Here is a 26,261-nt window from a genome sequence, read left to right as displayed (position 1 = left end):
GCTCACGGGGATTCTCCTCAGGCTCCGGCGGCCGCGACGAGCCGCTGGGTGTAGGGGTGGTGCGGGTCGGCGAACAGCTGATCGGTGAGGCCCTGCTCGACGACCCGGCCCTCGCGCATCACCAGGGCCCGGTCGGTGAGGGCGGAGATCACCGCGAAGTCGTGACTGACCACCGCGACCGCGATCTCCCGCTCGGCGAGCAGTTCGCGCAGCAGGTCGAGCACCCCGGCGGCCACCGAGGCGTCCAGGCCGGTGGTCGGTTCGTCCAGCAGCAGCACCTGCGGGTCCCCGGCCAGCGCCTTGGCGATCTGCACCCGCTGCCGCATGCCGCCGGAGAACTGGCCGACCACATCGTCCATCCGGGACAGCGGCACCTCGACCCGGTCGAGCAGCGCGGCCGCCCGCCGGCGGATGTCGTGATAGGAGCGCCAGCCGGCGGCGGTCAACCGGTCGGCGATGTTGCCACCGGCACTGATCCGCAGGTTCAACCCCGCGGACGGATCCTGGTGCACCACGGCCAGGGTGCCGATGCGCAGCGCGCGGCGCTCCGGCGCGTCGAGGGTGAGCACATTGGTCCGCCCGTCATCGACGTCGGCGAGCAGCACCCGGCCCTCGGTCGTGGTCTCCTCGCCGATGATGCAGCGCATCACCGTCGACTTGCCGGAACCGGATTCGCCGATGATGCCGAGTGCCTCACCGGGGGCGACATCGAAGCTCACCGAGTCGACCGCGCGCACCGCGGTCGAGCCCCGGCCAGCCGGATAGGTCTTGCCCAGATCCTCGACCTTGAGTGACCACTCCGCACCGGGTGCGGTGCGGCTGCGCACCTCGGCGGTGCCGAGATCCTCCTTGCCACGCAGGGTTTCCGCGGTGGCGCGGACTCGCCGGCGCGGGTCGGGCAACCAGTCCAGTGGGGCGATCCGGCGGTGGTCGGCGGGGTCGACGTCAGCGCTGCGCACCCGGGCGCACCACTCCACATCGGAGCACAGCCAGTCACCGCCGCGGGTCTGCACCAGGTAGGTGTCGTCCGAGCCGCACAGCGCACAGGCCGCGCCCTCGGTGTACTCCACCTCGAACGGGACGTCGTCGAAACTGAGTGGTTCGACGTGGGTGTGCGGGGGCACGGCATAGAGCCGCTTGTCGCGGCCGTGGGAGAGCAGGGTGAGGTGGTCGGAGTCGTTGAGCCGCGGCACGTCCCAGCGCGGGATCGGGCTGGGTGCCATCAGGTGCCGGTGGTGCACCATCACCGGATAACCGGCCGCGGCGTTGACGACCCCGCCGGTGACCAGGTCCTCATACATCGCCACCCACATCCGCGAATAGTCCGCCTCGCCGTGCATCCGGCGGCACTCGGCGACGCTGCGTTCGATGGGCCGCAACGGTTCGGAGACCGGGACCTGCAGCACCACGATCTGGTCGGCGCGCAGCCGGTCCTCGGGGATCCGGTGCCGGGACTGGATGATGCTGGCATCGCGGGTGTCACCGGTGGCACCGCAGCCGAGGGTGCCGCGGATCAGCCGGCGCAGGTTGACCGCGTTGACACCCTCCTCATCACCCTGGTCGATCACCTTGACGGTATCGGTGGCCGAACCGATCGCCAGGGTGACCTGGAGGCCGCCGGAGCCCCAGCCGCGGGCGACCGGCATCTCCCGGGAGCCGAAGGGGATCTGGTGACCGGGGATGCAGACCGCGGACAGGCAGGCCCGGCGCACCTCCCGCTTGCCCTGTTCGTCGAGCACGGTCGGCCGGTCGTCGGTGGGCCGCAGCCGGGAGGTCAGCTCCTCGATGCTGCTGCCTGGTCTCAGCTCAGTGGTCATGGTCGCACTCCTGCTGGCGTGGGGAATCCTCCTGACCGGCCGCGACCGCGCGGTCGACCATGGAGCGGAAGGTGACGTAGTGGGGGAGCTTGAGATGCTCCAGGAATCCGTTGCTGGCAAGGCCATCGGTGGTCATCAGGATCAGCTGCTGCAGCGGCCGCCCCTCGGGGGAGTCGGCGTAGCGGTGCGCGGCCAGGTCCATGATGGACATCGAGATCGCCTTGCGTTCGTTGTGCCCCAGCGCCATGCCGAAGCCGACATCGAACCGCGAGGGGTCCTCACCGCGTTCGTCGAGGTGGGCGATCGCCTCGCACTCGCTGGTGTCGATCGTCCCGATGGCCACCGGGTTGCCGGTGTGCGGGTGGGTGACCCGCACCGGGAGCCGCCCATGCCGCACGTCGCCGAGGGTGACCGACTCGTCGGCGTACCCGTCGGGTCCGAGAATGTTGCGATACCACTGGGCGATCAGCCCGCCGGTCTCGGCCATCGCCATCGCCGAGAGCAGCGCCGATCGTGGCGCCGGCAGGGTGATGTTCTGCAGCGCCAGGTCGAACGGTTCGGGGTCACCGTCGTCACCGCGTGCGGTGAGCAGATCGCGGTCGGCGAGCCAGCGGCTGTAGCGCTGCGGCGGCCGGTCGGGGTGCGTGCCGTCCTCGGCCGGTTCGGCGTCCAGCAGGTCGGCGGTCGGTGGCAGCGGGTCGGCGGCGCCGGGGGCGCGCAGCAACCGGGCGGTGTAGTCGACGGTGCGGCCGAGCAGTTGCGGCCCGTCGGGGCTGCGATGGGCCGGCACGATCCGCCGCAGCAGCTGGATCTCGTCGGGATCGACCGGTTCGCTGACCGCCAACCGGGGCAGGGTCGAGCGGTGCGCGCGGAGCAGGTGGACCGCCTCCGGGAGGTCGCCACGGGCCTGCAGGAAGGCGATCGCGGCCAGCTCGCGGTCCCAGAGCGCGGCCTCACCCATCAACCGATCGAGGGCCTCGGGAAAGTGGCGCTGCACCTGGGCGACCCCGACCGGGTCGAGGTCGGTGGCCAGCCGTTCGGCATCCTCGCGGACCAGCGACTCGGCGGTCAGGATGGCGGTGGTGCCGCCGCGATTCGTGCCGGCGTAGGTCATCGGGTCTCCTCGGTGATCACAGTGGTCCGCGGTAGGCCGAGTACGCGATGGTCCTCGGTGACGCAGAGCAGGTCGAAACCGCGCGGATAGTCGGTGAGCAGCTCGGCCCGCGCCTGGACCAGGCCGGGGCTGAGGGACAGTTCGCTGGGGCGCTGGTCCTTGATGCCGGGGCCGCTCAACCGATAGGCCCAGCCGGTGGCGCTGGAGACCGGCAGCGGCAGCACCAGCATGGCGCCGAGCTGGGGTTCCTGATCGGTGCCCTGACGCAGCTCGGCGAGCAGGCCGGGTGCCGGGTCGGGGTCGGCCAGCAGCCAGCGGGCGTCACCGATGGTTGCGATCGGTGCGCGGGTGAGCCCGGCGATCTCCTCGATGGCCCGGGTGGTGTCGGGGCGGTCGCCGAGGGCGGCGATCGGGGTCATCAGATCGGTGAGGGCGAGCAGCGGGAGGCGGGCGGCGGGGTGCCGGGTGACCTGCAGCGGATGCCAGGTGCCGGGGCGGGACAGGGCGCCCAGGCAGGCCCGGAAAACCTGCTGTCGTTCGGTTTCGTCCAGCAGCACGGTGTGGGTGGCGGTGGTCACGGGATCTCCTCGAACTCGACGATGGTGCCGCACAATCGCTCCCATTCGGCGGCGCGCTCCATCCGGGTGGTGGTGGCGACGTCGGCGCAGAGCCGCCGCAGCCGATCGGCGTACGCCCCGTCGCGCTGCAGTTCGGCGTCGCAGATGGCCTGCGCGAGGGCGGCCTCGGGGTCGGCGCCCATCCGCATCGCCCAACCGGGGGTGCCGGCCAGGCGGACCTCGGCGGAGCTGGCGAGGACGTCGGCGAGCAGGAAGCGGGTCCCGGCGATCGGTTCGCGGACCTGGGTGGCGACGGTGCCCACCTCGGGGCCGCGGACCACCTGCAGGTCGTGTGCGTCGAGGCAGAGTTCGGCGATCTCGACGAGCGTGCTCGGATCGGCGAGGCTGAGCTGTTCGGCCAGCTCCTCGCGGGTGTGGGTCTCGGTCACGGCAGTCAGCCTGCTGCGGGGCCGTGGCGATCGCCGGGCCGGGCGGCAAACACCGGGTTACGACAACGTGAAGCCGGTCCTGGGTTGGTGCGGCCGATCAGGAAGGACCGGCGGGTCACAACTCGCAGACGAAGCGGATCAGGTCGATCCGGGTCCAATTGCAGCTGACGAACAGCGGCCGCCCGGTCTCCTGGTCGAGGTTCAACGAGTCAACGCTCCAGGCGTGCGAGCCGTGATCGAGTTCCAACCGGTCGCAGACCCGGTCCGGGGGCACGTCCACGGTGACCCGGCACCAGCTGCGTACCGGGGAGAAACGCAACCCACGCAGCAGTTCCTCGACCGAGTCGATCACATTCATGCCGACCTCGAGGTGCGGCACGACATCGTCGGCGAACCACTCCTGCAGGAAGGTGACGACCTCGTCGTCGAGATAGGCGAGCCGTTCCAGCCGGGTCAGTGGGCCGGTGCCGCCGAGCAGTTCGCGGACCTCGGGCGGTGGCTGCTCGCGGCGGACCGAGAGCACGAAGGTGCGCGCCCGCGAACCGGATTCGTCGAGCTGGTGGTGCAGTGAGGGGCGCCGGTTGCGGGAGATCACGTAGTCGAGGCGACGGTGCACGAAGGTGCCGGCGCCCTGGGAACGGCGAACCAGATACGGGTGTTCGAGCTGCTGCAGGGCGCTGCGCGCGGTGGATCGGGACACCCCGAAGCGGGCCATCAGCTGGTGTTCGCTGGGGACCCGGGTGCCCTTGGGCAGGGTCCGGATCTCCTCGGCCAGTTCGGCCGCCACCTGCCGGCTGCGTGGATCGCTCACGATTCCGGTGCGGCGGCGACGAGTTCGGTGATCTGGGCCGCGGTGTCCAGGATCGCCAGATGTGGTTGTGCGGTGAGGATCTCCCGGGTTCCGGCTCCGGTGAGTACGCCGACTCCGGCGACTCCGGCGGCCGCCGCGGCACCCAGATCGGCGGCGGTGTCACCGACCGCCCACACCTGGTCCGGATCGGTGATCTGCAGCTGCCGCATCACCGCCTGGATCAGGTCGGGGGCGGGGCGTCCCTGGGCGACCTCGGTGGCGCAGACCACCGCAGCCAATCGGCCGTCGGTCCAGCCCAGGGCATCGAGCAGCTGGTCGGTGGTCGGCCGGTCGAAACCGGTCGTCAGCGCCAGGCGTACGCCGAGGTCGCGGAGTTCGTCGAAGGCCGCCTCGATCCCGGGGCAGGGGGCGGGCGGCTGCTCGGCGTACCGACGGGTGAGCTCGGTGGTGAACTCGCGGTGCACCCGGTCGATGGTGGCCTCGTCGGTGTCGGCGCCGAGCAGTCCGGCGATCGCGGCCCGTTTCTCCCGGCCGGTCCAGCGCGCGAAGGTGTCGTCGTCGTAGCGTGCGCCGGCGGCGAGGGTGACCTCGCGCAGCGTGGCGTAGACGATGCCGTGTTCGTCGACGGTGGTGCCGGCGATGTCGAAAGCGATCAGCGCCGGACGGGTGTTGTGCTGCTGCATGGGGACCTCCGGGCCGCATGCTAGGCGGATCGCCACCAGCAGTTGTCGACAGCTGGGTTAACGGGCGGTGAATGGTGCTACAAGTCGTCGCGCACCCCTTGTCGGGGATCGGTGCCCGGGCAGGATGGCCGGGTGAGTGTGCAGAGCAGTGCTGATCTGATCGTGGTCGGGGCCGGCATCGTCGGTCTGGCCCATGCCATCGAGGCCCGGCGGCGGGGCTTGTCGGTGCGGGTGATCGATCGGGACGAGCGGGCGGTGGGTGCCTCGATCCGCAACTTCGGGCACTGCGGTCTGAGCGCGCAGCCCGATGAGCATGACGCGTTGGTGCGGGCCTCCCGGGAGGGCTGGTTGGCGACGGCCGCGGAGTCGGGGTTGCCGGTGCGTACCGACGGGGGACTGGTGGTGGCCCGCAGCACTGCGCAGTTCGCGGTGCTGGAGGAGTTCGTCGCTGCGCGGCCGGACCGCGGCCGGTTGCTGAGTGCCGGTGCGGCGGCGGGGTTGCTGACCGGTGGGGAGCGGGAGCTGCCCGGATTGGTCGGGGCGGTCGCGCTGACCCAGGATCTGCGGGTCGATCCGCGGACCACCGTGGCCCGGTTGGCGGACTGGCTGGCCGGGACGGGGGTGCCGATCGACTGGCGGACCGCGTGCCTGGGGGCTGCGGACGGGATGGTGCGGACCACGCGTGGGGAGCTGCGGGCGGAGCAGGTGATCGTCTGCGTGGGGCACGACGTGGACCTGTTGTGGCCGGAGGTCGCCGACCAGGTCGAGCTGCAGCGCTGTGCCCTGCAGATGGCGCTGGTCGAACCGCCACCGGGGCTGTCCACACATGCGGCGGTGCTGACCGCGACATCGATGCTGCGTTATGGCGGGCTGGCGGCGATGCCGGCTGCCGAGGCGGTCCGCGCGGAGGTCACGGGCCAGGCGCCCGAGCTGGTGGAGATGGTGGCGAATGTGATGTTCGCGCCACGGCCCGATGGATCGCTCCTGGTCGGCGACTCGCACCGGTACGCGGTGAGCCAGGATCCCTTCCTGGACGAGGGAATCAGCGACCGGCTGCTGGCGGAGATCGCGATGGTGCTCGGCGTCGACCGGTTACGGGTCCGGCAACGCTGGCAGGGCGTGTACGCCGCCAGCCCGCAGTCCGATCTGTTGGTCCGACACCTCGATCCGCGGACCTCGGTGGTCTCGGTGACCAGCGGCGTCGGCATGACCCTCAGCTTCGGTCTCGCCCGCCGCGTCCTCGACGAACTCGCCACCTGAGGTTCCACCGGTACGTGGGCTGAGCGAGCGAGTCTCACCACGTTCATCGAGTAGGTCGCGCAGCGACCGTGTCTTTCACGTTCATCGAGTAGGTCGCGCAGCGACCGTGTCGAGATGAACCCATGTTGGCGGAGCGCCCTTCGACTCGTCGCTGCGCTCCTCGCTCAACCAACGTGGGTGTTGACTGCGCGCTCGGTGTTGGGGCATGGGAGTTCGGTTGGGGCATGGCACACCATGCTCGGACCGAAGGATGATGCCCCGACCGGTTCAGAAGGGTGCGGGTTCGACGGATTCGCTTCCCTGGTGGGGGAGCAGGGCAGGCCGCAGTATCGACGAGGCCGGTTGCTCTGCCTTCTTCCGTGTGGCCCTGTTCCGCTGCGGCTCGTTCGGCTCCGCGGCTCGGGACCGCTTCGTGGCCTCGGCTTGTTCGCGGGCAGCCTGGCGTAGGTCGCGGAGGCGTTGGTTCTTGCGGGCGCGGCGGAGTCGCTCGCGCTCGCGGGCTTCGTCGGCGGCTTGTTCGGCTTCGGCCTGTTCCTTCTCCAACTGGGCCTGCCCGTTGATCAGGGTGTCGCGGAGGAGTTGTTCGGTCCGGGACAGCGAGGCGGCCGGGTCGTTGATCAGATGGTCGGGTGGTGGATGGTCCCAGGTGCCGTGGCGGCTGACCCAGGCTTCCTGCCCTGCCGGTGTTTTCCAGTGGAACACCCCGGGGGAGGGTTGCTCGAGGGTGAATCCGGCGTGGGTTCTGGCGCGGTGGGCTGACCGGTTCAACGGCCCCAGGTTGTCCGAGCTCGTCGGCCCCTCCGGGGCGGGAATCGTATGGTCCAGGTCGATCCCGCGGCCGAACGCGCTGCGATTCGATCGGGGAAACATGACATATCGGTCGCGGAGTTTGATGCGCATGGCGAGTTCGTCGCTGGGTCGGTAGGTGTTCACCATCATCGGGGCGGCCAGGTCGATGACCGGTCGCACCTTCACGGTCCCGCCGCACTGGGCGAGCAGCTCTTTCAGATGCTGGAGGGTGACCGGTCCGAGCGCGTCGCCTTCGCCGCCACGACCCTTGGCCAGATCGGCACCGGTGACGTGCAGGATCAACTCGTCGCCATGCCGGCAGCGCTCACTGGTGGACGTGACGATCTCCCCGTGCTTGTTGACCACCTCACCGGTAGGCGTGACGGTCGCGCCGTCGAACAATGAGGGTTGCAAGAGTTGCCGGGCCCGGTCGGGATGGGCGAGGTGGCCGAGGGCTTCGGCCCGCAACTCGTCACGGGACGCGGTGGAGCCACCGGCCTTGAGCACGTCGGCGAGGCGGTCGAGGGTGCCGTTCAGGTGGGCGGCGTCGCCGGTGTCGAGGTTGGCGTAGAGGTCGGTGATGCCAGCGATGGTCCTGTTCGGGGTGAACTCGACGCGGCGCTGCTTCTTCGCGGCCTGGCGTTCGGCTTCCTTGTCGTCGTTGAGAATCAGCGCGACCTGAGCCTCGGTCGTCGCGACCGCGCGCTTTGGCGTGAGGTTGACCAGACGGAGGGACCAGAGGGAGTCGAACTCGCGGGCCTGGGTGAAGGAGAGGTGCAAGGCGGCGCGGGAGATGTCGCGGGCGACCCAGACGGGGATGTCGCAGTCCAGGGTGGCCTGCCACAGGATCGGATGCCGATGGCGAAGATTCAACACGTCGGCGGTCCAGACCTGCGCGGTCTCCGGTGAACACCCCAGCGACATCGCCAACTCGAGGTGGAAGAACTCGGTGATCCCCGGCGTACCGTCGGCGCCGGGGAACACGAGCTGTTCACCGTGCAGAACCCTGGCGGTGAGTTCGTCGGTGTGGGTGTTCAACCCGGAGTAGGTGTCGCAGGCGGCGGCGATCGCGACCAGGCGGCGGGCTTCGGCCTGGGCGATGGTGTCGCTCTCGGCGCGGATCGCTGCGAACACTTCGGCTCGTTCGGTGGTCATCGTTGGTCACCTCCTCTCAACTGCTACATCCAACATTAGTCACCGTGTTCGAATAACTCAAGGGTTTGAGGAAAGTTTCTGGATTCATCTCGACACGTCGGCCATTGCTCCGCTTCGCTGCGCATGGCCGACTACTCGATGAACGTGGGGGGCCTTGTTTCGACTCGTCGCTGCGTTCCTCGCTCAGCCGGCGCGTATGGATCAGCGGACGGCTTTGCGGACGAAGACGGCGAGCGCTTCGACGATCAGGACGGTTGCCAGGATGAAGAGCAGGATCGTCGTCACCACGGGGAATTCGAGCACCCGGGCCGCGTTCAGCAGCAAGAAGCCGATGCCACCGGCGCCGACGATGCCGAGCAGGGTGGCGGAGCGGATGTTGACGTCCAGCAGGTACATCAGATGGGCGACGAAGGCTGGCAGCGCCTGCCGCAGGGTGGCACCGAAGAAGACCTGCAACCGGGTCGCTCCGGAGGCGCGCAGGGCATCCTGCGCGGCGGTATCGGTCTCCTCCAGTGAATCCGCGACCAGTTTGCCGAGCAACCCGACCGCGCCGATCGCCAGGGCCATCGTGCCGGCCACCCCACCCAGTCCGGAGATGACGACGAAGATGATCGCCACGATCAGCTCGGGAATGCCACGCACGATCACGATGAACACCCGCAGACAGGTCGCCACCACCCGATTGCCGACCACATTGCGGGCCGCCAGGATCCCGACCGGGATCGCCAGGATCGCACCGAGCAGCGTCGCCGCCAGCCCGATCTGGATCGTCATCAGCATCTGGGCGGCGATGTCGTCGATGATGTCCCAGCCACCCGGCGGCAGGAAGAATCCCATCGTGGGAATGACTTTCCCGATCCCGGCCACCAGATCGGTGGGCCTGATCCCGGAGCCGATGAACGCCGCGACGATCAGCATCACGAACACCGCGATGCCACCGAACCGGCCCTGCCGCGCTCCGTCCCAGGGCGGGCTCAACCGCTCCCTCGCCCCAACCGCCGCCGCCGAACCACGATCACCGACGCCGGCGATGCGTCGGGTCAGTCGGTCGCTCCAGCTGGTCCGGCCACCGCTGCTGCCGGTCTGCGCCAGGATCGCGGTGCGCAACGCCCCGGATAGCAGCTCCACCGCGATGCACAGCACCAGCACCGCGAACGCCAATGCCATCCCGCGCCGATAGTTCAACGAGCGCAGCGAATCCGCCATCGCCAGCCCGATGCCACCCACCCCGACATAACCCAGCAGCACCGAGGTGCGCAGGTTGATGTCGAAACGGTGCAGGGCGGTCGCGATGATCTGCGGGGTGAGCGGCACCAGGATCCCCGCGGTGATCTGCTGCAAGCGGCCGCCCCCGGCAGCGCGGATCGCTTCCTGCGGCCCGTTGTCCAGCGATTCGATCGCGTCGGCGTACAGCTTGCCGACCATGCCGACCGAATGCAGCCCCATCGCGATCACCCCGGGGAGCGCGCCCAGACCGAAGACCCGCATGAAGAAGATCGCCAGGATCAGATCGGGGATCGCCCGGGCGAGCACGATCACCCCGCGACTGACCACCCGGACCCCGTTCCCGGTCGTGGTGTTCCAGGCCGCCAGCAGTGCCACCGGAATCGACAGCACCACCCCGAGCAACGTCGCCAGCAGCACGATCGACAGGGTCTGACCGATCAGCCCGAGCAGCTCCCCGGCGGGTGGAAAGTCCAGTGGCACCATCCGTCGGATGAACCGTCCGGCGTTGTCGGCGGAGTCGATGAACGAGGCCACATTGATCCGCAGCTCGATCGTCGACCAGATCGCCGCGGCGAGCAGCCCGAGCATGATCACCGCCGCCGCGACACCGCGCACGCTCGGTGCCGGACGGGGCGGGAAAGTCAATCCCGCCGAGGATTGCGGCCGGTCGATCTTGATCGTCGTCATCGGCCGACGACGGCTTCCGGCGTACCGACGACCGTGCTCGGCCCGGTCGTCGAGGAGTCGGGAACCGGATCCTCGTCCTCACCGGCCACGCTCGAATAGATCTCGAACGCCTCACCGCGGTCGATGTCGGCGGTCTCCCGATCCAGCACCACCTGGCCCTGCCGCAGCCCGACGATCTGGTCGGAGAAGGCCATCGCCAGCTGCACCTGGTGCAGGCTGCAGAGCACGGTGAGCTGCTCCTCCCGGCTGATCCGTCCGATCAGCTCCATCACCTGCTGCGCCGACACCGGATCCAGTGAGGCCACCGGCTCATCGGCCAGCAGGATCTTCGGCCGCTGGATCAGCGCCCGTGCGATCGCCACCCGCTGCTGCTGACCACCTGACAGCGTGTCGGCGCGCTGGTACGCCCGGTCGGCCAACCCGACCCGGTCGAGCTGCTCCAGTGCGTCCCGGCGTACCTGTTTCGGATAGCTCAACAGGGAGAGCCGCGGTCCGCGCAGGTGGCCGAGCCGGCCGGTGCAGACGTTCTCCAGCACCGACATCGGCCCGACCAGATTGAAGTGCTGGAAGATGAAACCGATCTGGCGCCGCAGCCGGCGCAACTCGGCCTTGCCCGCGGTGTCCACCCGGGTACCGAGCACCGTCACCTCCCCACTGCTGGGACGGTGCAGGCCGTTGACGTGCCGCAGCAGCGTCGACTTGCCCGAGCCGGAGAGCCCCAGCAGTGCCGTGACCCGATTACCGGCGAAGGAGACGGTGACGTCGTCCAGACCGGTGACAGTCGGGCTGAATCGCTTGGTGACATGGGAAAGCGTGACGGTGGCTTCGGTCATCGTTGCACCTCAGGCCTGGCTGCAGGCTTCGGACTTCGTCACCTCGCACACCTTGCGGACACCCTCGTAGGCCGAGTCGTTGATCGCGACATAGCCGTACTTGACCTTGTCCGGCAGGTCGCACTTCTCGGGGGTGCAGATGCCCGCCTCGATCAGCGCCGGCGCGTTGGCCTTGGTGGTGATCGCGGTCCGGATCTTGGCCTGGGTGTCGGCGTCCAGGGTCTGGGTGTTCATCGCCAGCGGCGAACCGGCGATCTGCTCGGATTTCCAGACCTGCTTGACATCGCCCTGCTGCAGCTGGCCCTTGGAGACCACCTGGTCGATCATCGTGTCGTAGGCGAAACCGACATCGCACTGGCCGGATTTGATCGCCAGCAGCGAGGCGTCGTGACCACCGGCCATCACCGGGGTGATGTCCTTCTCCGGGTCGATCCCGGCCGCCATCAGGCCCGCGGTCGGATAGAGATAACCGGAGGTGGAGGCCTTGTCGACGAAGCAGACCTTCTTGCCACGGAAATCGTTCAGCGAGCTCACCGGCGAGTTGCCCGGCGCCCAGCCCATCGAGTAGTACCCGGGCGGAGTGTCCTTGGTCTTGACCGGGGTGCCGATCGGCTCGACGGGTACGCCGCCGTCCTTGGCGATCTTGTAGGAGAACGGACCGTAACCCGCCAGGTCGATCTTGCCGGCCCGCTGCCCTTCGATCACCGCGGCATAGTCGGTGGCGTTCTGGAACTCGACCTTCTTGCCGGTCTCCTGCTCCAGCAGCTTGATGATGTTGTCGTACTGGCTCTGCAGGCTCTGCGACTGCTCCGACGGCACCGCGGCCAGCACGATGGTGTCCTTGCTCCCGTCCGGCCCGGCGGCGGGCTCGGCCGCGGACTGCCCACAGGCAGCGGTCGCCAGGACCAGGGTCAGGGACGCCGCCAGATAGAGGGCGCGGGTGCGGTTCGTGGTCACTACTGCTCCTTGAGTCGCTCGTGTGTGGGAGCAACTCAAAACGAACCCGACGAATCGGGATGGCAGCGCGGGTGAACGGCCGGCAACGCCCGAGCGAGCCCTTCGCCTACTTGGGCTACAACTCGGAGACCTGCACCACCGTCTTGCCGAAGTTCCGGCCGGAAAGCATGCCCAGGAAGGCATCGAAGGCGTTGTCGAGGCCCTCGACGACATGCTCGCGGTAGCGCACCTCGCCCTCGCGTACCCACGCACCCATGTCCTGCAGGAACTGCGGGGTCTGGTCGGCGAACTCGGTCTGGATGAAGCCGCGGACGGTCAGGCTGCGCTGCAGGATCTGGCGCATCAGCCAACCGACCCGGTCCGGTCCGTCGGGCAGCTCGGTGTCGTTGTAGGTCGCCACCTGGCCGCACACCGGTACCCGGGCGTAAGTGTTCAGCCGCGGGATCACCGCATCCCAGACCGCACCGCCGACGTTCTCGAAATAGACGTCGATGCCGTCGGGGGTGGCCGCGGTCAGCTGCTCGATGAAGTCGGGGGCACGGTGGTCGATCGCGGCATCGAAACCGAGTTCTTCCAGGTACGCAACCTTCTCCGGCCCGCCGGCGATGCCGACCACCCGCGCACCCTTGAGCTTCGCGATCTGGCCGACGGTCGCACCGACCGGTCCGGTCGCGGCCGCCACGACGACGGTCTCACCCGGCTTGGGCTGGCCGATGGTGAGCAGGCCGGTGTACGCGGTCAGCCCGGGCATCCCGAACACACCCAGTGCGGTCGACGGCCGCGCCAGCTCCGGATCGAGCTTCCGCAACCCGGCGACGGGCTCGACCGAATGGGTCTGCCAACCGCCGTAACCGAGCACCAGGTCACCGGGAGCGAACTCGCCACCGGGGGCCTCGAGCACCCGGGAGACCGTGGCCCCGACCATCGTCTGGCCGAGCTCCACCGGGGCGGCGTAGGACTTCGCGTCGTTCATCCGGCCGCGCATGTAGGGATCCAGGGACAGGAAGACCGTCTGCAGCAGGGCCTCACCGGCCTGCGGGTCGGGTAGGGCGACCGTTTCGGTGCGGAAATCGTCCCGAGTGGGTTCCCCATGGGGGCGGGCGGCGAGCACGATGCGCGTGGTATCCATGCTTCGGCCAACCCCGCCCCCGCGGGGACTATTCCCGAATCAGCCGCGCAGGGTCGGGAACTCCTTCTGCGCCGCCTTGCCGATCCGCTTCATCAGCCAACCGTCCAGGGCGCCACCGAGCGCACCGCCGGCGACGGGCACCATCCGGCCGAGGCGGGACAGCGACTTGGTGCCGACCGAACGCAGCACCCGGAACCCGATCGCCTTGTTGATCACCATCAGCGCCGAGCGCGGCAGCCCGCGCAGCGCCAGGGCGGTCACCCGGCCACCGAGCGCGCCGACCGGTACGCCGGCGTCCTTCAGCACCTTCTGCGAATCCTGGCCCACCAGGGTCAGCAGCACCGCGGTGCGGATGTCGGGCTGGCTGACGTCGTAACCGCGCAGCGTGGCGATCGCGCCGACCATCCGGGTCGCCTGCACATAGAACTCGAACACGTTCACCGGCAGCGCCACCGGCAGGGTGATGAAGCCGCCCAGGCTGGTGACGAAACCGCCGGCCGCACCGGTGCGGGTGTGCTGGGAGATGATCTTCGAGATCGCCTTGTCGGTGTCCTTGCTGGACGAACGGGCCTTCTCGGCGACCTTGACCGCAGAGGCGTACGGGCCGGCGCCGTCGAGCCCGGTGGCGAGAATCTTCTGGATCAGCCGGTTCACCGCACCATCGGAGTCGGCCTGGGGGTCCCGGGCCTCGTCCAGGGCCGAGCGGGTGGTCGCGGCGTCGTTCTTACGCCCGCCACGGATCAGGTCGAACAGTCCCATCTCTCCTCCTCGATCGGTTTGCGCCGATCCTTGCATATGTCGACAAAAGCGGGTGGTGCGGGCTCACAGGTACGCCCCAGCGCCCCCGAGGTACGCCCCAAGCGGCGCCCCGACCGTATGTGTGGATACCCATCACCCACGGGGAATCAAACGCCTCCGCTCAATAGGTACGCCAGCCCTTGCGGTGGTACTCCATCACTGCCGGCTCCAGCAGGGTCGACACCTTGACCGGCCGATAACCGGCGTCCCGCGGGAACGCCCGGGCGCCGGCCAGCACCTCGGGGGTGAGGAACCGCAGATCGGTCAGCGTCGGCGACATCGTCACCGGCGGCCCACCGGGTGCCTGCGGATCGGCCTGTCCGCCGGCGGCGGCGCCGGCCTCCCCGGGTCGGGAGACCAGGAAGAACCCCCAGTCGCCGAAGCTGGGCACGTCGACGTGGTAGCCGCTGGTGGCGAACCCGGCCTCCCGCAGGGTCGCGCCGATGCACCAATAGGCGTCCCTGGCGAAGTAGGGCGAGGTGGACTGCACCACCATCCGCCCCTGCGGGGCCAGGGCATTGCGCGCCATCCCGAACATCTCGACCGAATAGAGCTTCGCGAGTGCCTCGTTGCTCGGATCGGGCAGATCCTGGACGATCGCGTCGAACTGCACCCGGGCGCCGGAGGCCCCGGCATTGCTGCGCAGATACGAAAAGGCGTCGTCGTTGATGATCCGCACCCGGGGGTCGTCGAGGGAGCCACGGTTCAGCTCGCGCAGCCGGGGATTGGTGCGTGCCAACCGGGTCATCGCGGGATCGAGGTCGACCAGGGTGATCTGTTCGACCGGATACTTGAGCAGTTCCCGGACCGCCATCCCGTCCCCGCCGCCGAGCACCAGCACCCGCTTCGGGGTGGCTCCGTTCGCGTCCGGCGCCATCACCGGATGCACCAGCGCCTCGTGGTAGCGGTACTCGTCGGTTGAGGACAGCTGCAGGTTGCCGTTCAGGAAGAGGCGGGTGTCGTCGCGCGGTTCGAGGCGGGTGAGCACGATCTCCTGATAGGGCGTGCGTTCGGCGTGGATGATCGGCGCGCTGTAGAGCTGCTGGCGACTGGTCACCTCGATCTCGTCGCTGAACACCCAGGTGGCGGCGAGCAGGGCGAGCACCAGCGCCAGTCCCGCGGTGAGCACTCGGCGTACTCGGCGGGCGATGGTGTCGCGGAACAGCCAGAGCACCACCACCGAACCGACCACCGCGTTCACCGCACCGGTGACCAGGGTGCCCTTCAACAGCCCGAGGGTGGGCAGCAGCAGGAAGGGGAACACCAACCCGCCGACCAGCCCGCCCACATAGTCCGCGGCGAACATGTCGGCGACCTCGTCGGAGGCGCGGCGCTGTCGGATCTGTTGCAGCAGGTTCATCAGCAGCGGGATCTCCGCGCCGATCAGGCCGCCGATCAGCAGGGCCAGGATGACCAGGGCCAGGGTGTACGCCTGCAACCAGGCGAAGCTGGTGTAGAGCAGCACCACGCTCATCCCGCCGAGCAGGCCGAGGGCCAGTTCGATCACCGCGAACCCGGCCGCCGCGCGCCCGACGAGCCGCTTGGACAGCAGCGCGCCGATGCCCATCGCGAAGACCATCACCGAGAGCACGATCGAGGCCTGCACCACGGCGTTGCCGAGCAGATAGGAGCCGATCGCGATCAGCGCCAGCTCATAGACCATGCCGCAGCTGGCGCAGAGGAAGACGGCGCCGAAGACCAGCGCCCCGGCCCGGCGGGGCAGTGCGCGGGGCCCGGTTTCCGTCAGCTGGTCCCCGGCCCGGGTCACGAGATGGCGGCGGCCATGATCAGGCCGACCGAGATCTGCGAGGCCGCGGTCACCCAGACCGCGGGGTGCATGCCTTCGGAGGTCAACAGTTCACCGAGCTTGCCGGGGGTGATCGCATCGATCACGAAGAACGCGATCGCCATCAGGATCAGCCCGATCACGCCGTAGACGGCGGTCGAGATCAGCCCGGGTACCAGCTGGTCGGCCGAGGAGAGGATCGCCTGCCGGATGATCAGCGCCACCGCGAGGATCGCCGAGGCCACGTGGATCACCGGCGCCACCTTGCGCTCGCGCCAGATCAGGTCGACCAGCTTGCCGGGGGTGAGCAGGTCGACCAGCCAGACACCCAGCACCATCAGGATCAGGCTGACCACGCCATAGGCGAGGCTGGCGAGGATGTCGAAGCCGATCTGTGCAATCTCAGGCATGTCACTCCATCATCTCGGTGGCCACGAACCGGCCGTTCACTTGCCGCCGGAACTGCTGCTGCTACCGCCGCGGCGGGAGCCGCGGTAGCCGGTGCCGTAGTAGCCACCGCTGGTGCCCGAGCGCGACCGGGAGGTGGCGCACGCGCTGGCGATCTCGGCCTCGGAGGGCGAGGCGCCGGCATGGGTCGATCGGTACTGCGCGATGTACTGCTCCCGGCAGCGGGCGTTGCTGCTGCAGCCGACCAGTGGCAGCAGTGCCGCGCCACCGATCAGGGCGAGCAGCCCACGCCGTTTCAGTGCGTCGGACATGCCGCTCCCTCCCAGTTGGTCAGCACCTGTGCGGTGGACACAGTGTGCACGATCTCGCCGTGCTGCGGATAGAGGTGCCAGGTCTCCCAGGTGAGCACCTCGGTGGCACCGTCGCGGCGCACCGAGGCGCCGATCACGGTGCGGGCGTGCGGGTCGCCGGCGAAGCGCACGCCCAGGCGTACCGTGTGCTGCAACTCGTCCAGGCCGGCGGACACCGCCGCCATCGCGGCGGCATCGGGAGCCAGATCGAGCTCCATCCGGCAGGCGTACGCCCAGTCGCCGATCAGCTGCACGCTGCCGTTGGGAAAGTTCACCGGCTCCCCGTCGGTGCCGCAGGAGAGCGTCTCCACCCAGCGGCAGTCGCCGAGATCCAGCACCACCTGATGGGAGGCGCCGAGGATCCGCAGGGTGCAGCTCGCGCCGCCGGCGCTGGGCCCGGGGCATTCGGCCAGGGCGGTCGGCAGGGCGCGCCGACCGCGCCGAAGCGCCTTACCGGCGGAGAATCGCAGATCGCTCGCGCGGGTGTCCGCGAAGGGTGTCCGGGCGACCAGGTCAGTCACTGGGCTGTTCCTCCCACAAATTGTCCGCCGGATCCCCTCCGGCGGGCGAGCACAGTGTAGGCATGGACGGCCGGAGTCGTCCGTGTCGTTCCCGCAGTCGTGACCTGTTTGTGAGAAGTGGTTCATCTCCTCCGGTGGGCGCGCCGACCCGGCCCGGGTTTGGCGCCGGCGGGCGGACTCGCCAGAATGCCCCCATGCCATCGCCGAGCTCGGACACCAAGGCCGCGATCATCGACGCGGCGATCCGGTTGATGCGGCGCCAGGGATTCGAGCAGACCAGCCTGCGGGAGATCGCCGAGGAGGTCGGCATCACCAAGGCCTCGCTCTACTACCACTTCCCCTCGAAGCTGGCGCTGCTGGAGGCGATCCTGGATCCGGTGGTCGTCGAGTTCCGTGATGTCGCGGCCCAGTTGGCGGGCCTCACCCGCGATCGGGCCGGGGTGGAGCGGTTGATGCGGCGCTATCTCCAGGGGTTGGTACGCCACCGCGAGATCGGGTCGCTGGTGGCCACCGACCCCAGCGTGCTGAACGCCCTGGCCGAACGGGCCGGTGAGCTGGTCGAGGCCGGCAACCGGGTGCAGCGCTGGCTGGCCGGGCCGGACCCCTCCAATGCCGATCTGCTGCGCGCCCGCTGCGCCCTGGCCGCCGCCGGGGTCGCGCTCTCGGCCGGTGAGGTCGCCCCGGACGCCGGCGAGGACGAAGTGGTGGACGAACTGTTGCAGGTGGTCAACGAGCTGCTCCGCCTCTAGGCGGAGACGACCCCGGGTCGGTTCGGGGATCCGCCGGATTGGCCGGGGGTGGTGACAAGGCCTAATGTCTTCTACCGGCCGCCCGGTAGGTGAGCGGATGGCCGTTCCAGCTGCACCCGAGGAGTCCCCGTGGTCCGAGCCACCCGCCTCAGCCTGGCCAACCGGGCCGTGGTGATCCTGATCAGTCTGGTGATCGTCGGCTTCGGCCTGTACGCCACCACCTCGCTGAAGCAGGAGTTGTACCCATCGCTCAAGCTGCCCGGTGCGACCGTGGTCGCGGTCTATCCGGGGGCGCCCTCGCAGACGGTCGAGCGTGATGTCACCAAACCGATCGAGGACGCGGTGCGCGCGGTCAGCGGTGTCACCAAGGTCAACTCGACCTCCTCGGCGAACACCTCCCAGGTGCAGGTGGAGTGGGACTACAACGACGACCTGACCCAGATGGAGGGCAAGGTCCGGACCGCGGTGGACGGGGCCGCCGGCAAGCTGCCCGCCGATGTGAAGCCCACCGTCAGCGTCGGCAGCCTGGACGATCTTCCGGTCGCGCTGCTGGCGGTCTCCTCGAGCAAGGATCCCCTCCAGCTGGGCGACCAGTTGGAGAATGTGGCCGCGCCGCGGCTGCGCGCCCTGCCGGGCGTACGCGATGTGCAGGTGACCGGTCAGCAGGAACAGGTCGTCACCATCACCACCCGGCCCGCCGATCTGGATCGCTACTCGATCGACATGTCCCAGCTCAGCCAGCTGATCACGGCGTACCAGGCCGCGATCCCCGGTGGTCAGGTGGTCCAGGACGGCCGCAACGTGTCGATCCAGGTGGGCCGCAGCCTCGGCTCGGTCGAGGATGTGCGCAACATCCAGTTGCAGGGCACCGACGGGTCGGTGTCGCTGGGGCAGGTCGCCGATGTCACCGTCGGCCCCAAGGAGGCGACCAGCATCTCCCGGGTGAACGGCCGGCCCTCGCTCAGCCTGTCGATCACCAAGACCCCCGAGGCCAACACCGTCACCGTCTCCAACGAGGTCAAGGATCTGCTGCCCTCGTTGAGCCGGGAACTCGGTGACGACACCAGCTTCACCACGGTCTTCGACCAGGCGCCGTATGTGGAGCAGTCGATCCACGACCTGAGCACCGAGGGCGGGCTGGGCCTGCTGATGGCGGTGCTGGTGATCCTGGTCTTCCTGCTCTCGGTCCGCTCGACGATCATCACCGCGATCTCGATCCCGCTGTCGCTGCTGATCGCGATGATCGGGCTGTCTGTCGGCGGCTACACGCTCAACCTGCTCACCCTCTCCGCGCTGACCGTCGCGGTCGGCCGGGTCGTCGATGACTCGATCGTGGTGATCGAGAACATCAAGCGCCATCAGGGATTGGGCGAACCGTGGGGGACCGGGCTGATCGTCGGCGCGGTCCGCGAGGTGGCCGGCGCGGTCACCGCGTCGACCATCACCACGGTCGCGGTGTTCCTGCCGATCGCGCTGGTCTCCGGCCAGGTCGGTGAGCTGTTCCGCCCGTTCGCGGTGACCGTGTCGGTCGCCCTGCTGGCCTCGCTGGTGGTCTCGTTGACGATCGTGCCGGTGCTGTCCTACTGGTTCATGAAGCCGTCGAAAAAGCAGGCCGCGAAGCTCGCCGAGGAGGCGAACGGTCAGTCGCTGGCCTCCCACGAGACCCGGGAAACGCCCCTGCAGAAGGGATATCTCCCGGTCCTGCGCTGGACGCTGCGCCGGCCGCTGATCACCCTGGTGATCGCGGTGGTGCTGTTCGCCGGCACCATGATCGGCGCCACCCGGTTGAAGACCGACTTCCTCGGTGAGTCCGAGCAGACGACGCTGAACCTGAACCAGGAGCTGCCGGTCGGCACCGCGCTGACCGAGACCGATGCGAGCGCACGCAAGGTCGAGGCCATCCTGGCCGCCGACCCGGCCGTGCAGTCCTATCAGACCACTGTGGGCGGTGGCGGGTTGGCGGCGGCGTTCACCGGCGGCGGTGCACAGACCAACACCGCCTCCTACAGCATCACCCTGAAACCGGAGCCCAAGGACCCCGGTGCGGCGGCCCGGATCCGGGCCGCTGTGGAGAACCGGCCCGAACTGGGCAAGGTCACGCTCAGCCAGGGTGAATCGGTCGGCGCCAACAACCTCGAGGTGACCATCACCGGTCGCGACGAGGCCGCCCTGCAGCAGGCCAGCGATCAGGTCGTCGCGATGATGTCGGACCAACCGAGCGCCGCCGACGTGCGCTCCGACCTGGCGGAACGGCAGAGCGTGCTGCAGGTGAACGTACGCCCCGGTGACGCCGGTCGGTACGGGATGAACCAGGGCACCATCGGCCAGGCGGTGCTGCAGGCGGTTCAGGGTCAGACGCTCACCCAGGTCACCATCGACGGCCGCAGCCAGGACCTGGTGCTGCGCTCGGGGCCCCCGCTGCGGAACAAGCAGGAGTTGGAACAGCTGCAGCTGCCGGTCACCCAGCAGCAGACCGCCGATGCCCGCAAGCGGATCAGTGACGAGCTGACCGCGGAGCAGGACGCGCAGACGCAGAAGCAGCAGGACAAGGCGATGCAACAGCTCGACGACCAGCAGGAGCAGCTGGACAAGCAGCGCCGGGAACTGCGCGACAGCCGCGACGAGCTGAACAACCAGATCGCCCAGTTGCAGAGCGCCCCGCTGACCGCGGGTGCCGGAGCGGCCGCAGCCGGTGCCGGTGCGGGTGCTGGGGCCGGGGCGGGTGCCGCCGGGAGCGGAGGCGTACCCGGAGCGGCCGCGGGGCTCAGCCCGCAGCAGCAGGCCGCCGCCCAGCAGCAGGCTGCGGCGGCCGCCCAACAGCAGGCACTGGCCCAGGCCCGCGCGCAGCGCGACGAACAGGTCAAGCAGCTGCGGGAGCAGGCGAGCAAGCTGAACGACCAGCTCGATGCGCTGGACGAACAGCAGACCAAGCTGAACGACTCGCGCACCGAGGCCGCGGAGTCGCAGCAGCAGGCCGAGGAGATGAAGCAGAAATCCGAACTGGCCAAGAACATCAAGGGTGAACCGCGGCGGCTCACCGAGGTCGCCGATGTGGTCGAGGTGCCGGTGTCCGCGGCGATCAAGCGAGCCGATGGGGAGCGGACGGTGACGATCACCGCGGCGAACACCTCCGGCGATCTGTCCACCGCGACCCGCGATCTGCAGGCCGGGTTGGACCGGTTGCAGCTGCCCACCGGCACCCAGGCCCAGATCGCCGGCGTCTCCACCGAACAGCAGGACGCCTTCCAACAGCTCGGAATCGCCATGCTGGTGGCGATCGCGATCGTCTACATGGTGATGGTGGCGACCTTCCGCTCCCTGCTGCAGCCGCTGATCCTGCTGGTGTCGGTGCCGTTCGCCGCGACCGGTGCGATCGGCCTGCTGCTGGCCACCGGCACCGCGCTCGGGATCCCGTCGATGATCGGGTTGCTGATGCTGATCGGCATCGTGGTCACCAACGCGATCGTGCTGATCGACCTGGTGAACCACTACCGCAACGAGGGCGCCGACATCGACGATGCGGTGATCCACGGCGCCCGGTTGCGGCTGCGGCCGATCATCATGACCGCACTGGCCACCATCATGGCGCTGGTGCCGATGGCGATCGGGATCACCGGCGGCGGGGTGTTCATCTCCAAGTCGCTGGCGATCGTGGTGATCGGCGGCCTGGTCTCCTCGACGCTGCTCACCCTGGTGCTGGTACCGGTGCTCTACCACCTGGTGGAGAAGTTCCGGGAGCGGATCTCCCACCGGAACAGGGATTCCGGCAAACAGGACGACGACGGCGACACCGTCCCGCTGCAGCAGATGATGGAACCCGACGCCGGCTGAGCGAGCGAGGAACGAGCGAGTCGAAGCCCGCTGGGCCCATCTCCCGTAGGCTGCCTCCATGGCGACGAAGTCCGAGGCGGTCGAGCTCGAGGTGGGCCCACACACGGTGCGCCTCAGCAGCCCCGATCGGGTCTACTTCCCCGAGCAGGGGTGGACGAAGCTGGACGTCGCCAACTACTACCTGTCGGTGGGGGACGGGATCGTCCGGGCGCTGCGGGAGCGGCCCACGATGCTGCACCGCTTCCCGAAGGGGCTGGCCGGCAAGAAGGTGCACCAGAAGCGGTTGCCCGCCGGTGCCCCGGACTGGGTGGACACCGTCGAGCTGTTCTTCCCCCGCTACGGGTTGACCGCCGACGAGCTGTGCGTCACCGAGCTGGCCCAGGTGATCTGGGCGGTGCAGATGTCCACCGTCGAATTCCATCCCTGGAACTCCCGGCGCGGCCACGTGGAGCAGCCCGATGAGTGGCGGATCGACCTGGACCCGATGCCGAACTGTCCCTTCGAACGGGTGCAGCGGGTCGCGCATGTGGTGCAGGAGGTGCTCGACGAGCTCGGCATCACCGGTTACCCGAAGACCTCCGGCGGCAAGGGTCTGCACGTCTACGTCCGAATCCGTCCCGACTGGGGTTGGCAGGACGTCCGCCGGGCCGCGCTCGCGTTCGCGCACGAGGTGGAACGCCGGGCGCCGAGCGAGGTGACCACCGCCTGGTGGCGGAGGGACCGGCCCGATGACGTGGTCTTCGTCGACTACAACCAGAACGCCCGCGACCACACGATCGCTGCGGCGTACTCCTTGCGCGGGGTGCCGGCCGGTACCGTCTCGACCCCGATCCGGTGGGATGAGGTCGACGAGGTGGACCCCCGGGACTTCACGCTGGCGAGCGTCCCGGCCCGGTACGCCGAACTGGGTGACCTGACCACCGGGATCGATGAGGTGGCATACGGTCTGGAACCGCTGCTGGAGTGGGCCGATCGGCAGGGCGCCGAGCTCCCCGACGCCGACGCCTGAGCCGCGCGGTCAGAGCAGCGGAGCGATCAGCACCGAGACGGTGTGGATCGCCAGACCGGCCAGCGCACCGACGACGGTGCCGTTGATCCGGATGAACTGCAGGTCCCGGCCGACGAACAGCTCGATCCGCCGGCTGGCCTGGTCGGCGTCCCAGCGTTCGACGGTGTGCGAGATGACCTGGGCGACGTCGGCACCGTAGCGCTCGACCAGGAATCCGGTGATGTCGGCGAGCCGGGCCTCGAGTCGTTCCCGCAACGCCGTGTCGGTCGCCAGATTGTGCCCCAGTTCGGCGAGCCAGCCGTCACCCCGCCGCCACAGCGTGGACCCCCGATCGGCCATCGCCTCCAGCAGCGAATCGCGGACCGACTGCCACAACGAGACGGCGGTGCTGCCGATCCCGGGGTGGGACAGCAGGCGTTCCTTCAGCGCCTCACCGCGGCGGCGCACCGAGGCATCGTGCTGCAGATCGTCGGCCAGCGTCGCGAGCATGTCGTCGATGGCGATCCGGGCCGGGTGGTCGCGGGTGTCGCGGACATTGCGCACCCACTCCAGGGCCTGCTTGTAACCCCAGTCGACGACCCGGCGATCGACCCAACCGGGGCTCCAGCTGGGTGCGCGTTCCCCAACCACAGCAGTGAATTTCTCCGGATGGCGGAGCAACCAGGAGTGGATCTCGCCGAATGCCAGGTCGACCAGCCCGCGGTGCGCATCGTCGGCGACGATGCCCTCCAGGAAGGCGCCGGCGATCGGGGACAGCTCCTCGGTGCGCAACCGCGGCAGGGCCACATCGTCCACCAGGGAACGGATGTCGTCGTCGGGGATGCGGCGCAGCACCACCTCGCCCAGGCTGGTCGCCTCGGTCAGCACGCGTTGCCGGTTGCGGTCATCGGAGAGCCAGTCGGCGACCTTGGTGCCGATCTCGGCCGAGGCGAGCTGCTCGCGGAACACGTCGGCGGTGAGGAAGTGCGCGGTGACGAACTGCTGCAGGCTGCGGCCGAGTTCGTTCTTGCGCCGTTTGACCAGGGCCGTGTGCGGGATCGGGATGCCCAGCGGGTGCCGGAACAGGGCGGTGACGGCGAACCAGTCGGCGAGCGCACCGACCATGCCCGCCTCGGCGGCGGTGTTCACGAAGCCGAGCACGCTCTCCGCCGGCCGGCCGAGGGTGAGCAGATAGACGATCGCGGCGAACACGAGCAGCGAGGTCGCCACGAACCGCATCCGCCGGAGACCGGCCCTGCGTTCCTGGTCGCCGGGGGCCTCCAGCAGATCGGTGGTCACCGCTCCATGGTGCCGCGCGGGCGCGGCGGTTCCAACATCAGCACCGCGATGAGTCCGATCAGCGCGATCGCGGCCGGCAGCAGGGTGGCCTGCCCCATCGCCAGGGTGAAGGAGTTGGCGGCGGCGGCCGGATCCGGCGGCCCGCCGGCGGCCATCTCCGCCGCGATCCGGGACTGCATCACCGTCGCGATGCCGGCCGAACCGAGGACGGCGCCGAGCTGGCGGGTGGTGTTGTAGACCCCGGCCCCCGCGCCCGCGCGATGCGGCGGCAGGTTGCGGGTGGCCGAGACCGACAGCGGCCCCCAGATGCCGGCGTTCGCGACACCGATCAGGAAGGCGGGCAGCAGCAGCCAGAGCACCGACCAGCCCGGTCGGATGACCAGCGCCTGGATCACCAGACCGGCGCCCATCAGCACGAAGCCGGCGACGGCGTACCACTTCGGGTCGTGCCGGTCGATCAGCTTGCCGGCGAGCGGCGCCAGGGCCCCGGAGGCCACCGCCATCGGCAGCGTGAGCAGGGCGGCCAGTGTCGGGGTGAGGCCGCGGATGTTCTGTGTGTACAGCATCATCGGGAACACCATCGAGGTCACCATGGCACCCATCGAGGCGATTCCCAGGTTGGCCGCGGAGAAGTTGCGATCCTTGAACAGATCGAGCGGGACGAGCGGCTCGCCGCGCTGTTTCGCCTGCCACACAACGAACAGAGCCATCACCACGACACCGGTGATGATCAGCCCCCAGACCGAGATCGGACCGGTGATCGTGCCCCAGTCGTAGTTCGAGCCCTCCTCGATGCCGAAGACCAGGCAGAACATGCCGACGGCGCTGAGCACCACCCCGACCAGGTCGAAGCGGTGCTGATGCTTCTCCAGGGCCGGAGCGTTGCGCAGCACCATCCAGAAGCCGATCAGGCCGACCGGCAGGTTGACGAAGAAGATCCAGCGCCAGCCCAGGCCGTCGACGAGTACGCCACCGAGCAGCGGGCCGATCAGGGTCGCGACGCCGGCGGTGGCGCCCCAGATGCCCATCGCCGCGCCGCGGCGGTGCGCCGGGAAGAGCCGGGTGATGAAGGCCATCGTCTGCGGGGTCATCATCGCCGCGCCCAGGCCCTGCACCACCCGGGCGACGATCAGCACCTCGATGTTCGGGGCGAATCCGCAGGCGGCCGAGGCGAGCGTGAAGACGGTCAGCCCGATCAGATACAGGTTCTTGGGGCCGAAGCGGTCACCGAGCCGGCCGGTGATCAGCAGCGGCACCGCGAAGGCCAGCAGATAGGCGCTGGTCACCCAGACGACCATGCCGACATCGGCCTGCAACCCCTGCATCAGTGCCGGGGTGGCGATCGAGACGATCGTCTGGTCGACCAGGATCATGAAGAAGCCGAAGAGCAGGGACCACAGCGCGGGCCAGGCCTGCGCGGATTCCCTCTCCTGGGTGGCCTGGGTGGTCATGCGTTGTCCTTCGCAGCGGTTCGGGTGGGCAGGGTGGTCCAGTCGATCTCGCCGGCCGCGATGGCCGCCGCGGTGCGGGCGCACCAGTCACGTTCGGCACCCGTCGAGTGCCGGATCAGGTCGAGGTCGAGCCAGAAGCGACGCGGCAGGGCGCGCTCGTCGAGGAGACCGGCGACCAGGTCCATGGTCTCCAGCCGGCTGTCCAGGGCGACCGTGCGCTCCTGCAGCATCATGGCCGCCTCGTCGGCCGGCAGGTTGTGCATCTCACCGACCGCGACCGGGAACTGGGGGTATTCCTGCACCGGTTCGCGCAGCAGCTCGCGGATCCGTTCGTCGAGCCGGTGCCGGCCCTCGGCGGTGATCCGGTAGACGGTCCGCTCCGGCCGGTTGCCCGCACTCTCGGTGCCCAGTTCGGCCAGCAGGCCGGCCTCGGCGAGCCGGTTGATCGTGTGGTAGAGCGTGCCGGCACTCAGCTTGACGGTCTGTTCCTCACGCCGTGCCCGCATGGTCGCGTACACGTCGTAGGGGTGCCGCGGCTGCTCGGCGAAGATCGCCAGCGCGGCGATGGCGAGCGGGTTGAGCTGCACGAGTCCTCCAGGTTGGATATTCCAG

General features: G+C 69.3%; 23 protein-coding genes. 4 read left to right on the top strand and 19 right to left on the bottom strand.

Going from position 1 to position 26,261, the window contains the following annotated elements:
- Nucleotides 1-17: 17 nt before the first annotated feature.
- The 6 genes from BI335_RS04325 to BI335_RS04300 form a co-directional block, all read right to left on the bottom strand.
- Nucleotides 18-1,817 (bottom strand): alpha-D-ribose 1-methylphosphonate 5-phosphate C-P-lyase PhnJ, encoded by a 1,800-nt coding sequence (locus tag BI335_RS04325; protein WP_094355185.1) that lies wholly within the window; start codon nt 1,815-1,817, stop codon nt 18-20.
- Nucleotides 1,807-2,931, bottom strand: a complete 1,125-nt coding sequence (locus tag BI335_RS04320) for a carbon-phosphorus lyase complex subunit PhnI (RefSeq protein WP_094403102.1) — start codon at nt 2,929-2,931, stop codon at nt 1,807-1,809. Before BI335_RS04320 ends, BI335_RS04325 begins: the two co-directional genes overlap by 11 nt.
- Entirely contained in the window at nt 2,928-3,509 is a 582-nt protein-coding gene (locus BI335_RS04315) for a phosphonate C-P lyase system protein PhnH (protein WP_166646751.1), read from the bottom strand. Before BI335_RS04315 ends, BI335_RS04320 begins: the two co-directional genes overlap by 4 nt.
- The gene (locus BI335_RS04310; protein WP_094403108.1) at nt 3,506-3,937 is read right to left on the bottom strand and encodes a phosphonate C-P lyase system protein PhnG; all 432 of its coding nucleotides are present in this window, start codon (nt 3,935-3,937) and stop codon (nt 3,506-3,508) included. Before BI335_RS04310 ends, BI335_RS04315 begins: the two co-directional genes overlap by 4 nt.
- A 115-nt stretch (nt 3,938-4,052) precedes the next feature.
- A complete protein-coding gene (locus BI335_RS04305) occupies nt 4,053-4,748 on the bottom strand; it encodes a GntR family transcriptional regulator (RefSeq protein WP_094405924.1) in 696 nt (231 codons plus the stop codon).
- Complete coding sequence (locus BI335_RS04300; RefSeq protein ID WP_094429778.1) at nt 4,745-5,431, bottom strand: HAD family hydrolase; 687 nt, start codon at nt 5,429-5,431, stop codon at nt 4,745-4,747. Before BI335_RS04300 ends, BI335_RS04305 begins: the two co-directional genes overlap by 4 nt.
- A 132-nt stretch (nt 5,432-5,563) precedes the next feature.
- Here BI335_RS04300 and BI335_RS04295 point away from each other — a divergent pair, with 132 nt between their 5' ends.
- The gene (locus BI335_RS04295) at nt 5,564-6,691 is read left to right on the top strand and encodes a TIGR03364 family FAD-dependent oxidoreductase (RefSeq protein WP_229119444.1); all 1,128 of its coding nucleotides are present in this window, start codon (nt 5,564-5,566) and stop codon (nt 6,689-6,691) included.
- A 267-nt stretch (nt 6,692-6,958) separates the two neighbouring features.
- On the opposite strand, the gene BI335_RS04290 is transcribed toward BI335_RS04295, so the two are convergent.
- The 10 genes from BI335_RS04290 to BI335_RS04245 form a co-directional block, all read right to left on the bottom strand.
- Nucleotides 6,959-8,635, bottom strand: coding sequence for a hypothetical protein (locus BI335_RS04290; protein WP_094429777.1), 1,677 nt, complete (start codon nt 8,633-8,635; stop codon nt 6,959-6,961).
- Nucleotides 8,636-8,836: 201 nt separating this feature from the next.
- Entirely contained in the window at nt 8,837-10,549 is a 1,713-nt protein-coding gene (gene phnE, locus BI335_RS04285) for a phosphonate ABC transporter, permease protein PhnE (protein WP_094429776.1), read from the bottom strand.
- A complete protein-coding gene (gene phnC / locus BI335_RS04280; protein WP_094403118.1) occupies nt 10,546-11,382 on the bottom strand; it encodes a phosphonate ABC transporter ATP-binding protein in 837 nt (278 codons plus the stop codon). The genes phnE and phnC overlap by 4 nt, the downstream gene beginning before the upstream one ends.
- Nucleotides 11,383-11,391: 9 nt before the next feature.
- A complete protein-coding gene (locus BI335_RS04275) occupies nt 11,392-12,339 on the bottom strand; it encodes a phosphate/phosphite/phosphonate ABC transporter substrate-binding protein (RefSeq protein WP_229119443.1) in 948 nt (315 codons plus the stop codon).
- 115 nt (nt 12,340-12,454) lie between these two features.
- The gene (locus BI335_RS04270; protein WP_094429774.1) at nt 12,455-13,468 is read right to left on the bottom strand and encodes an NADP-dependent oxidoreductase; all 1,014 of its coding nucleotides are present in this window, start codon (nt 13,466-13,468) and stop codon (nt 12,455-12,457) included.
- A gap of 39 nt (nt 13,469-13,507) precedes the next feature.
- On the bottom strand, nt 13,508-14,227 hold the full coding sequence (locus BI335_RS04265; RefSeq protein ID WP_094429773.1) for an EcsC family protein: 720 nt from the start codon (nt 14,225-14,227) through the stop codon (nt 13,508-13,510).
- Between the two features lie 160 nt (nt 14,228-14,387).
- Nucleotides 14,388-16,034: a polyamine aminopropyltransferase gene (locus BI335_RS04260; RefSeq protein WP_229119442.1), complete on the bottom strand. Its 1,647-nt coding sequence runs from the start codon at nt 16,032-16,034 to the stop codon at nt 14,388-14,390.
- A complete protein-coding gene (locus BI335_RS04255) occupies nt 16,031-16,462 on the bottom strand; it encodes a DUF350 domain-containing protein (protein WP_094355173.1) in 432 nt (143 codons plus the stop codon). Before BI335_RS04255 ends, BI335_RS04260 begins: the two co-directional genes overlap by 4 nt.
- Before the next feature lie 36 nt (nt 16,463-16,498).
- Nucleotides 16,499-16,771: a hypothetical protein gene (locus BI335_RS04250; protein WP_094405929.1), complete on the bottom strand. Its 273-nt coding sequence runs from the start codon at nt 16,769-16,771 to the stop codon at nt 16,499-16,501.
- Nucleotides 16,756-17,331 (bottom strand): DUF2617 family protein, encoded by a 576-nt coding sequence (locus BI335_RS04245; protein WP_166646750.1) that lies wholly within the window; start codon nt 17,329-17,331, stop codon nt 16,756-16,758. The genes BI335_RS04250 and BI335_RS04245 overlap by 16 nt, the downstream gene beginning before the upstream one ends.
- 194 nt (nt 17,332-17,525) lie before the next feature.
- Here BI335_RS04245 and BI335_RS04240 point away from each other — a divergent pair, with 194 nt between their 5' ends.
- The 3 genes from BI335_RS04240 to ligD all read left to right on the top strand — a co-directional run bounded on the left by BI335_RS04240 (nt 17,526) and on the right by ligD (nt 22,920).
- On the top strand, nt 17,526-18,080 hold the full coding sequence (locus BI335_RS04240) for a TetR/AcrR family transcriptional regulator (protein ID WP_172421736.1): 555 nt from the start codon (nt 17,526-17,528) through the stop codon (nt 18,078-18,080).
- Between the two features lie 129 nt (nt 18,081-18,209).
- On the top strand, nt 18,210-21,911 hold the full coding sequence (locus BI335_RS21320; RefSeq protein WP_094405930.1) for an efflux RND transporter permease subunit: 3,702 nt from the start codon (nt 18,210-18,212) through the stop codon (nt 21,909-21,911).
- A gap of 58 nt (nt 21,912-21,969) precedes the next feature.
- Nucleotides 21,970-22,920 (top strand): non-homologous end-joining DNA ligase, encoded by a 951-nt coding sequence (gene ligD, locus BI335_RS04230; RefSeq protein WP_094405931.1) that lies wholly within the window; start codon nt 21,970-21,972, stop codon nt 22,918-22,920.
- A 9-nt stretch (nt 22,921-22,929) separates the two neighbouring features.
- Here the strand turns inward: ligD and BI335_RS04225 are convergent, their stop codons facing one another.
- Genes BI335_RS04225 through BI335_RS04215 form a run of 3 tightly spaced genes read right to left on the bottom strand, consistent with a single transcriptional unit; the run spans nt 22,930 to nt 26,236 of the window.
- Nucleotides 22,930-24,198, bottom strand: a complete 1,269-nt coding sequence (locus BI335_RS04225) for a DUF445 domain-containing protein (protein WP_229117960.1) — start codon at nt 24,196-24,198, stop codon at nt 22,930-22,932.
- Nucleotides 24,195-25,649 carry an MDR family MFS transporter gene (locus BI335_RS04220; protein WP_094403139.1) on the bottom strand — a complete coding sequence of 485 codons (1,455 nt, stop codon included), beginning with the start codon at nt 25,647-25,649 and terminating at the stop codon, nt 24,195-24,197. Before BI335_RS04220 ends, BI335_RS04225 begins: the two co-directional genes overlap by 4 nt.
- A complete protein-coding gene (locus BI335_RS04215) occupies nt 25,646-26,236 on the bottom strand; it encodes a PadR family transcriptional regulator (RefSeq protein WP_172421734.1) in 591 nt (196 codons plus the stop codon). Before BI335_RS04215 ends, BI335_RS04220 begins: the two co-directional genes overlap by 4 nt.
- Between the last annotated feature and the right edge of the window lie 25 nt (nt 26,237-26,261).

This window comes from Enemella evansiae (assembly GCF_002250705.1).
Lineage (GTDB): Bacteria > Actinomycetota > Actinomycetes > Propionibacteriales > Propionibacteriaceae > Enemella > Enemella evansiae.
This window is presented reverse-complemented; position numbering and strand designations above follow the sequence as displayed.

What these genes read in the sequence shown, in the direction of transcription:
- BI335_RS04325 (WP_094355185.1), bottom strand. Translation starts at nt 1,817, where the DNA reads ATGACCACTGAGCTGAGACCAGGCAGCAGCATCGAGGAGCTGACCTCC.
- BI335_RS04320 (WP_094403102.1), bottom strand. Translation starts at nt 2,931, where the DNA reads ATGACCTACGCCGGCACGAATCGCGGCGGCACCACCGCCATCCTGACC.
- BI335_RS04300 (WP_094429778.1), bottom strand. Translation starts at nt 5,431, where the DNA reads ATGCAGCAGCACAACACCCGTCCGGCGCTGATCGCTTTCGACATCGCC.
- BI335_RS04290 (WP_094429777.1), bottom strand. Translation starts at nt 8,635, where the DNA reads ATGACCACCGAACGAGCCGAAGTGTTCGCAGCGATCCGCGCCGAGAGC.
- phnE (WP_094429776.1), bottom strand. Translation starts at nt 10,549, where the DNA reads ATGACGACGATCAAGATCGACCGGCCGCAATCCTCGGCGGGATTGACT.
- phnC (WP_094403118.1), bottom strand. Translation starts at nt 11,382, where the DNA reads ATGACCGAAGCCACCGTCACGCTTTCCCATGTCACCAAGCGATTCAGC.
- BI335_RS04270 (WP_094429774.1), bottom strand. Translation starts at nt 13,468, where the DNA reads ATGGATACCACGCGCATCGTGCTCGCCGCCCGCCCCCATGGGGAACCC.
- BI335_RS04265 (WP_094429773.1), bottom strand. Translation starts at nt 14,227, where the DNA reads ATGGGACTGTTCGACCTGATCCGTGGCGGGCGTAAGAACGACGCCGCG.
- BI335_RS04255 (WP_094355173.1), bottom strand. Translation starts at nt 16,462, where the DNA reads ATGCCTGAGATTGCACAGATCGGCTTCGACATCCTCGCCAGCCTCGCC.
- BI335_RS04250 (WP_094405929.1), bottom strand. Translation starts at nt 16,771, where the DNA reads ATGTCCGACGCACTGAAACGGCGTGGGCTGCTCGCCCTGATCGGTGGC.
- BI335_RS04240 (WP_172421736.1), top strand. Translation starts at nt 17,526, where the DNA reads ATGCCATCGCCGAGCTCGGACACCAAGGCCGCGATCATCGACGCGGCG.
- ligD (WP_094405931.1), top strand. Translation starts at nt 21,970, where the DNA reads ATGGCGACGAAGTCCGAGGCGGTCGAGCTCGAGGTGGGCCCACACACG.
- BI335_RS04220 (WP_094403139.1), bottom strand. Translation starts at nt 25,649, where the DNA reads ATGACCACCCAGGCCACCCAGGAGAGGGAATCCGCGCAGGCCTGGCCC.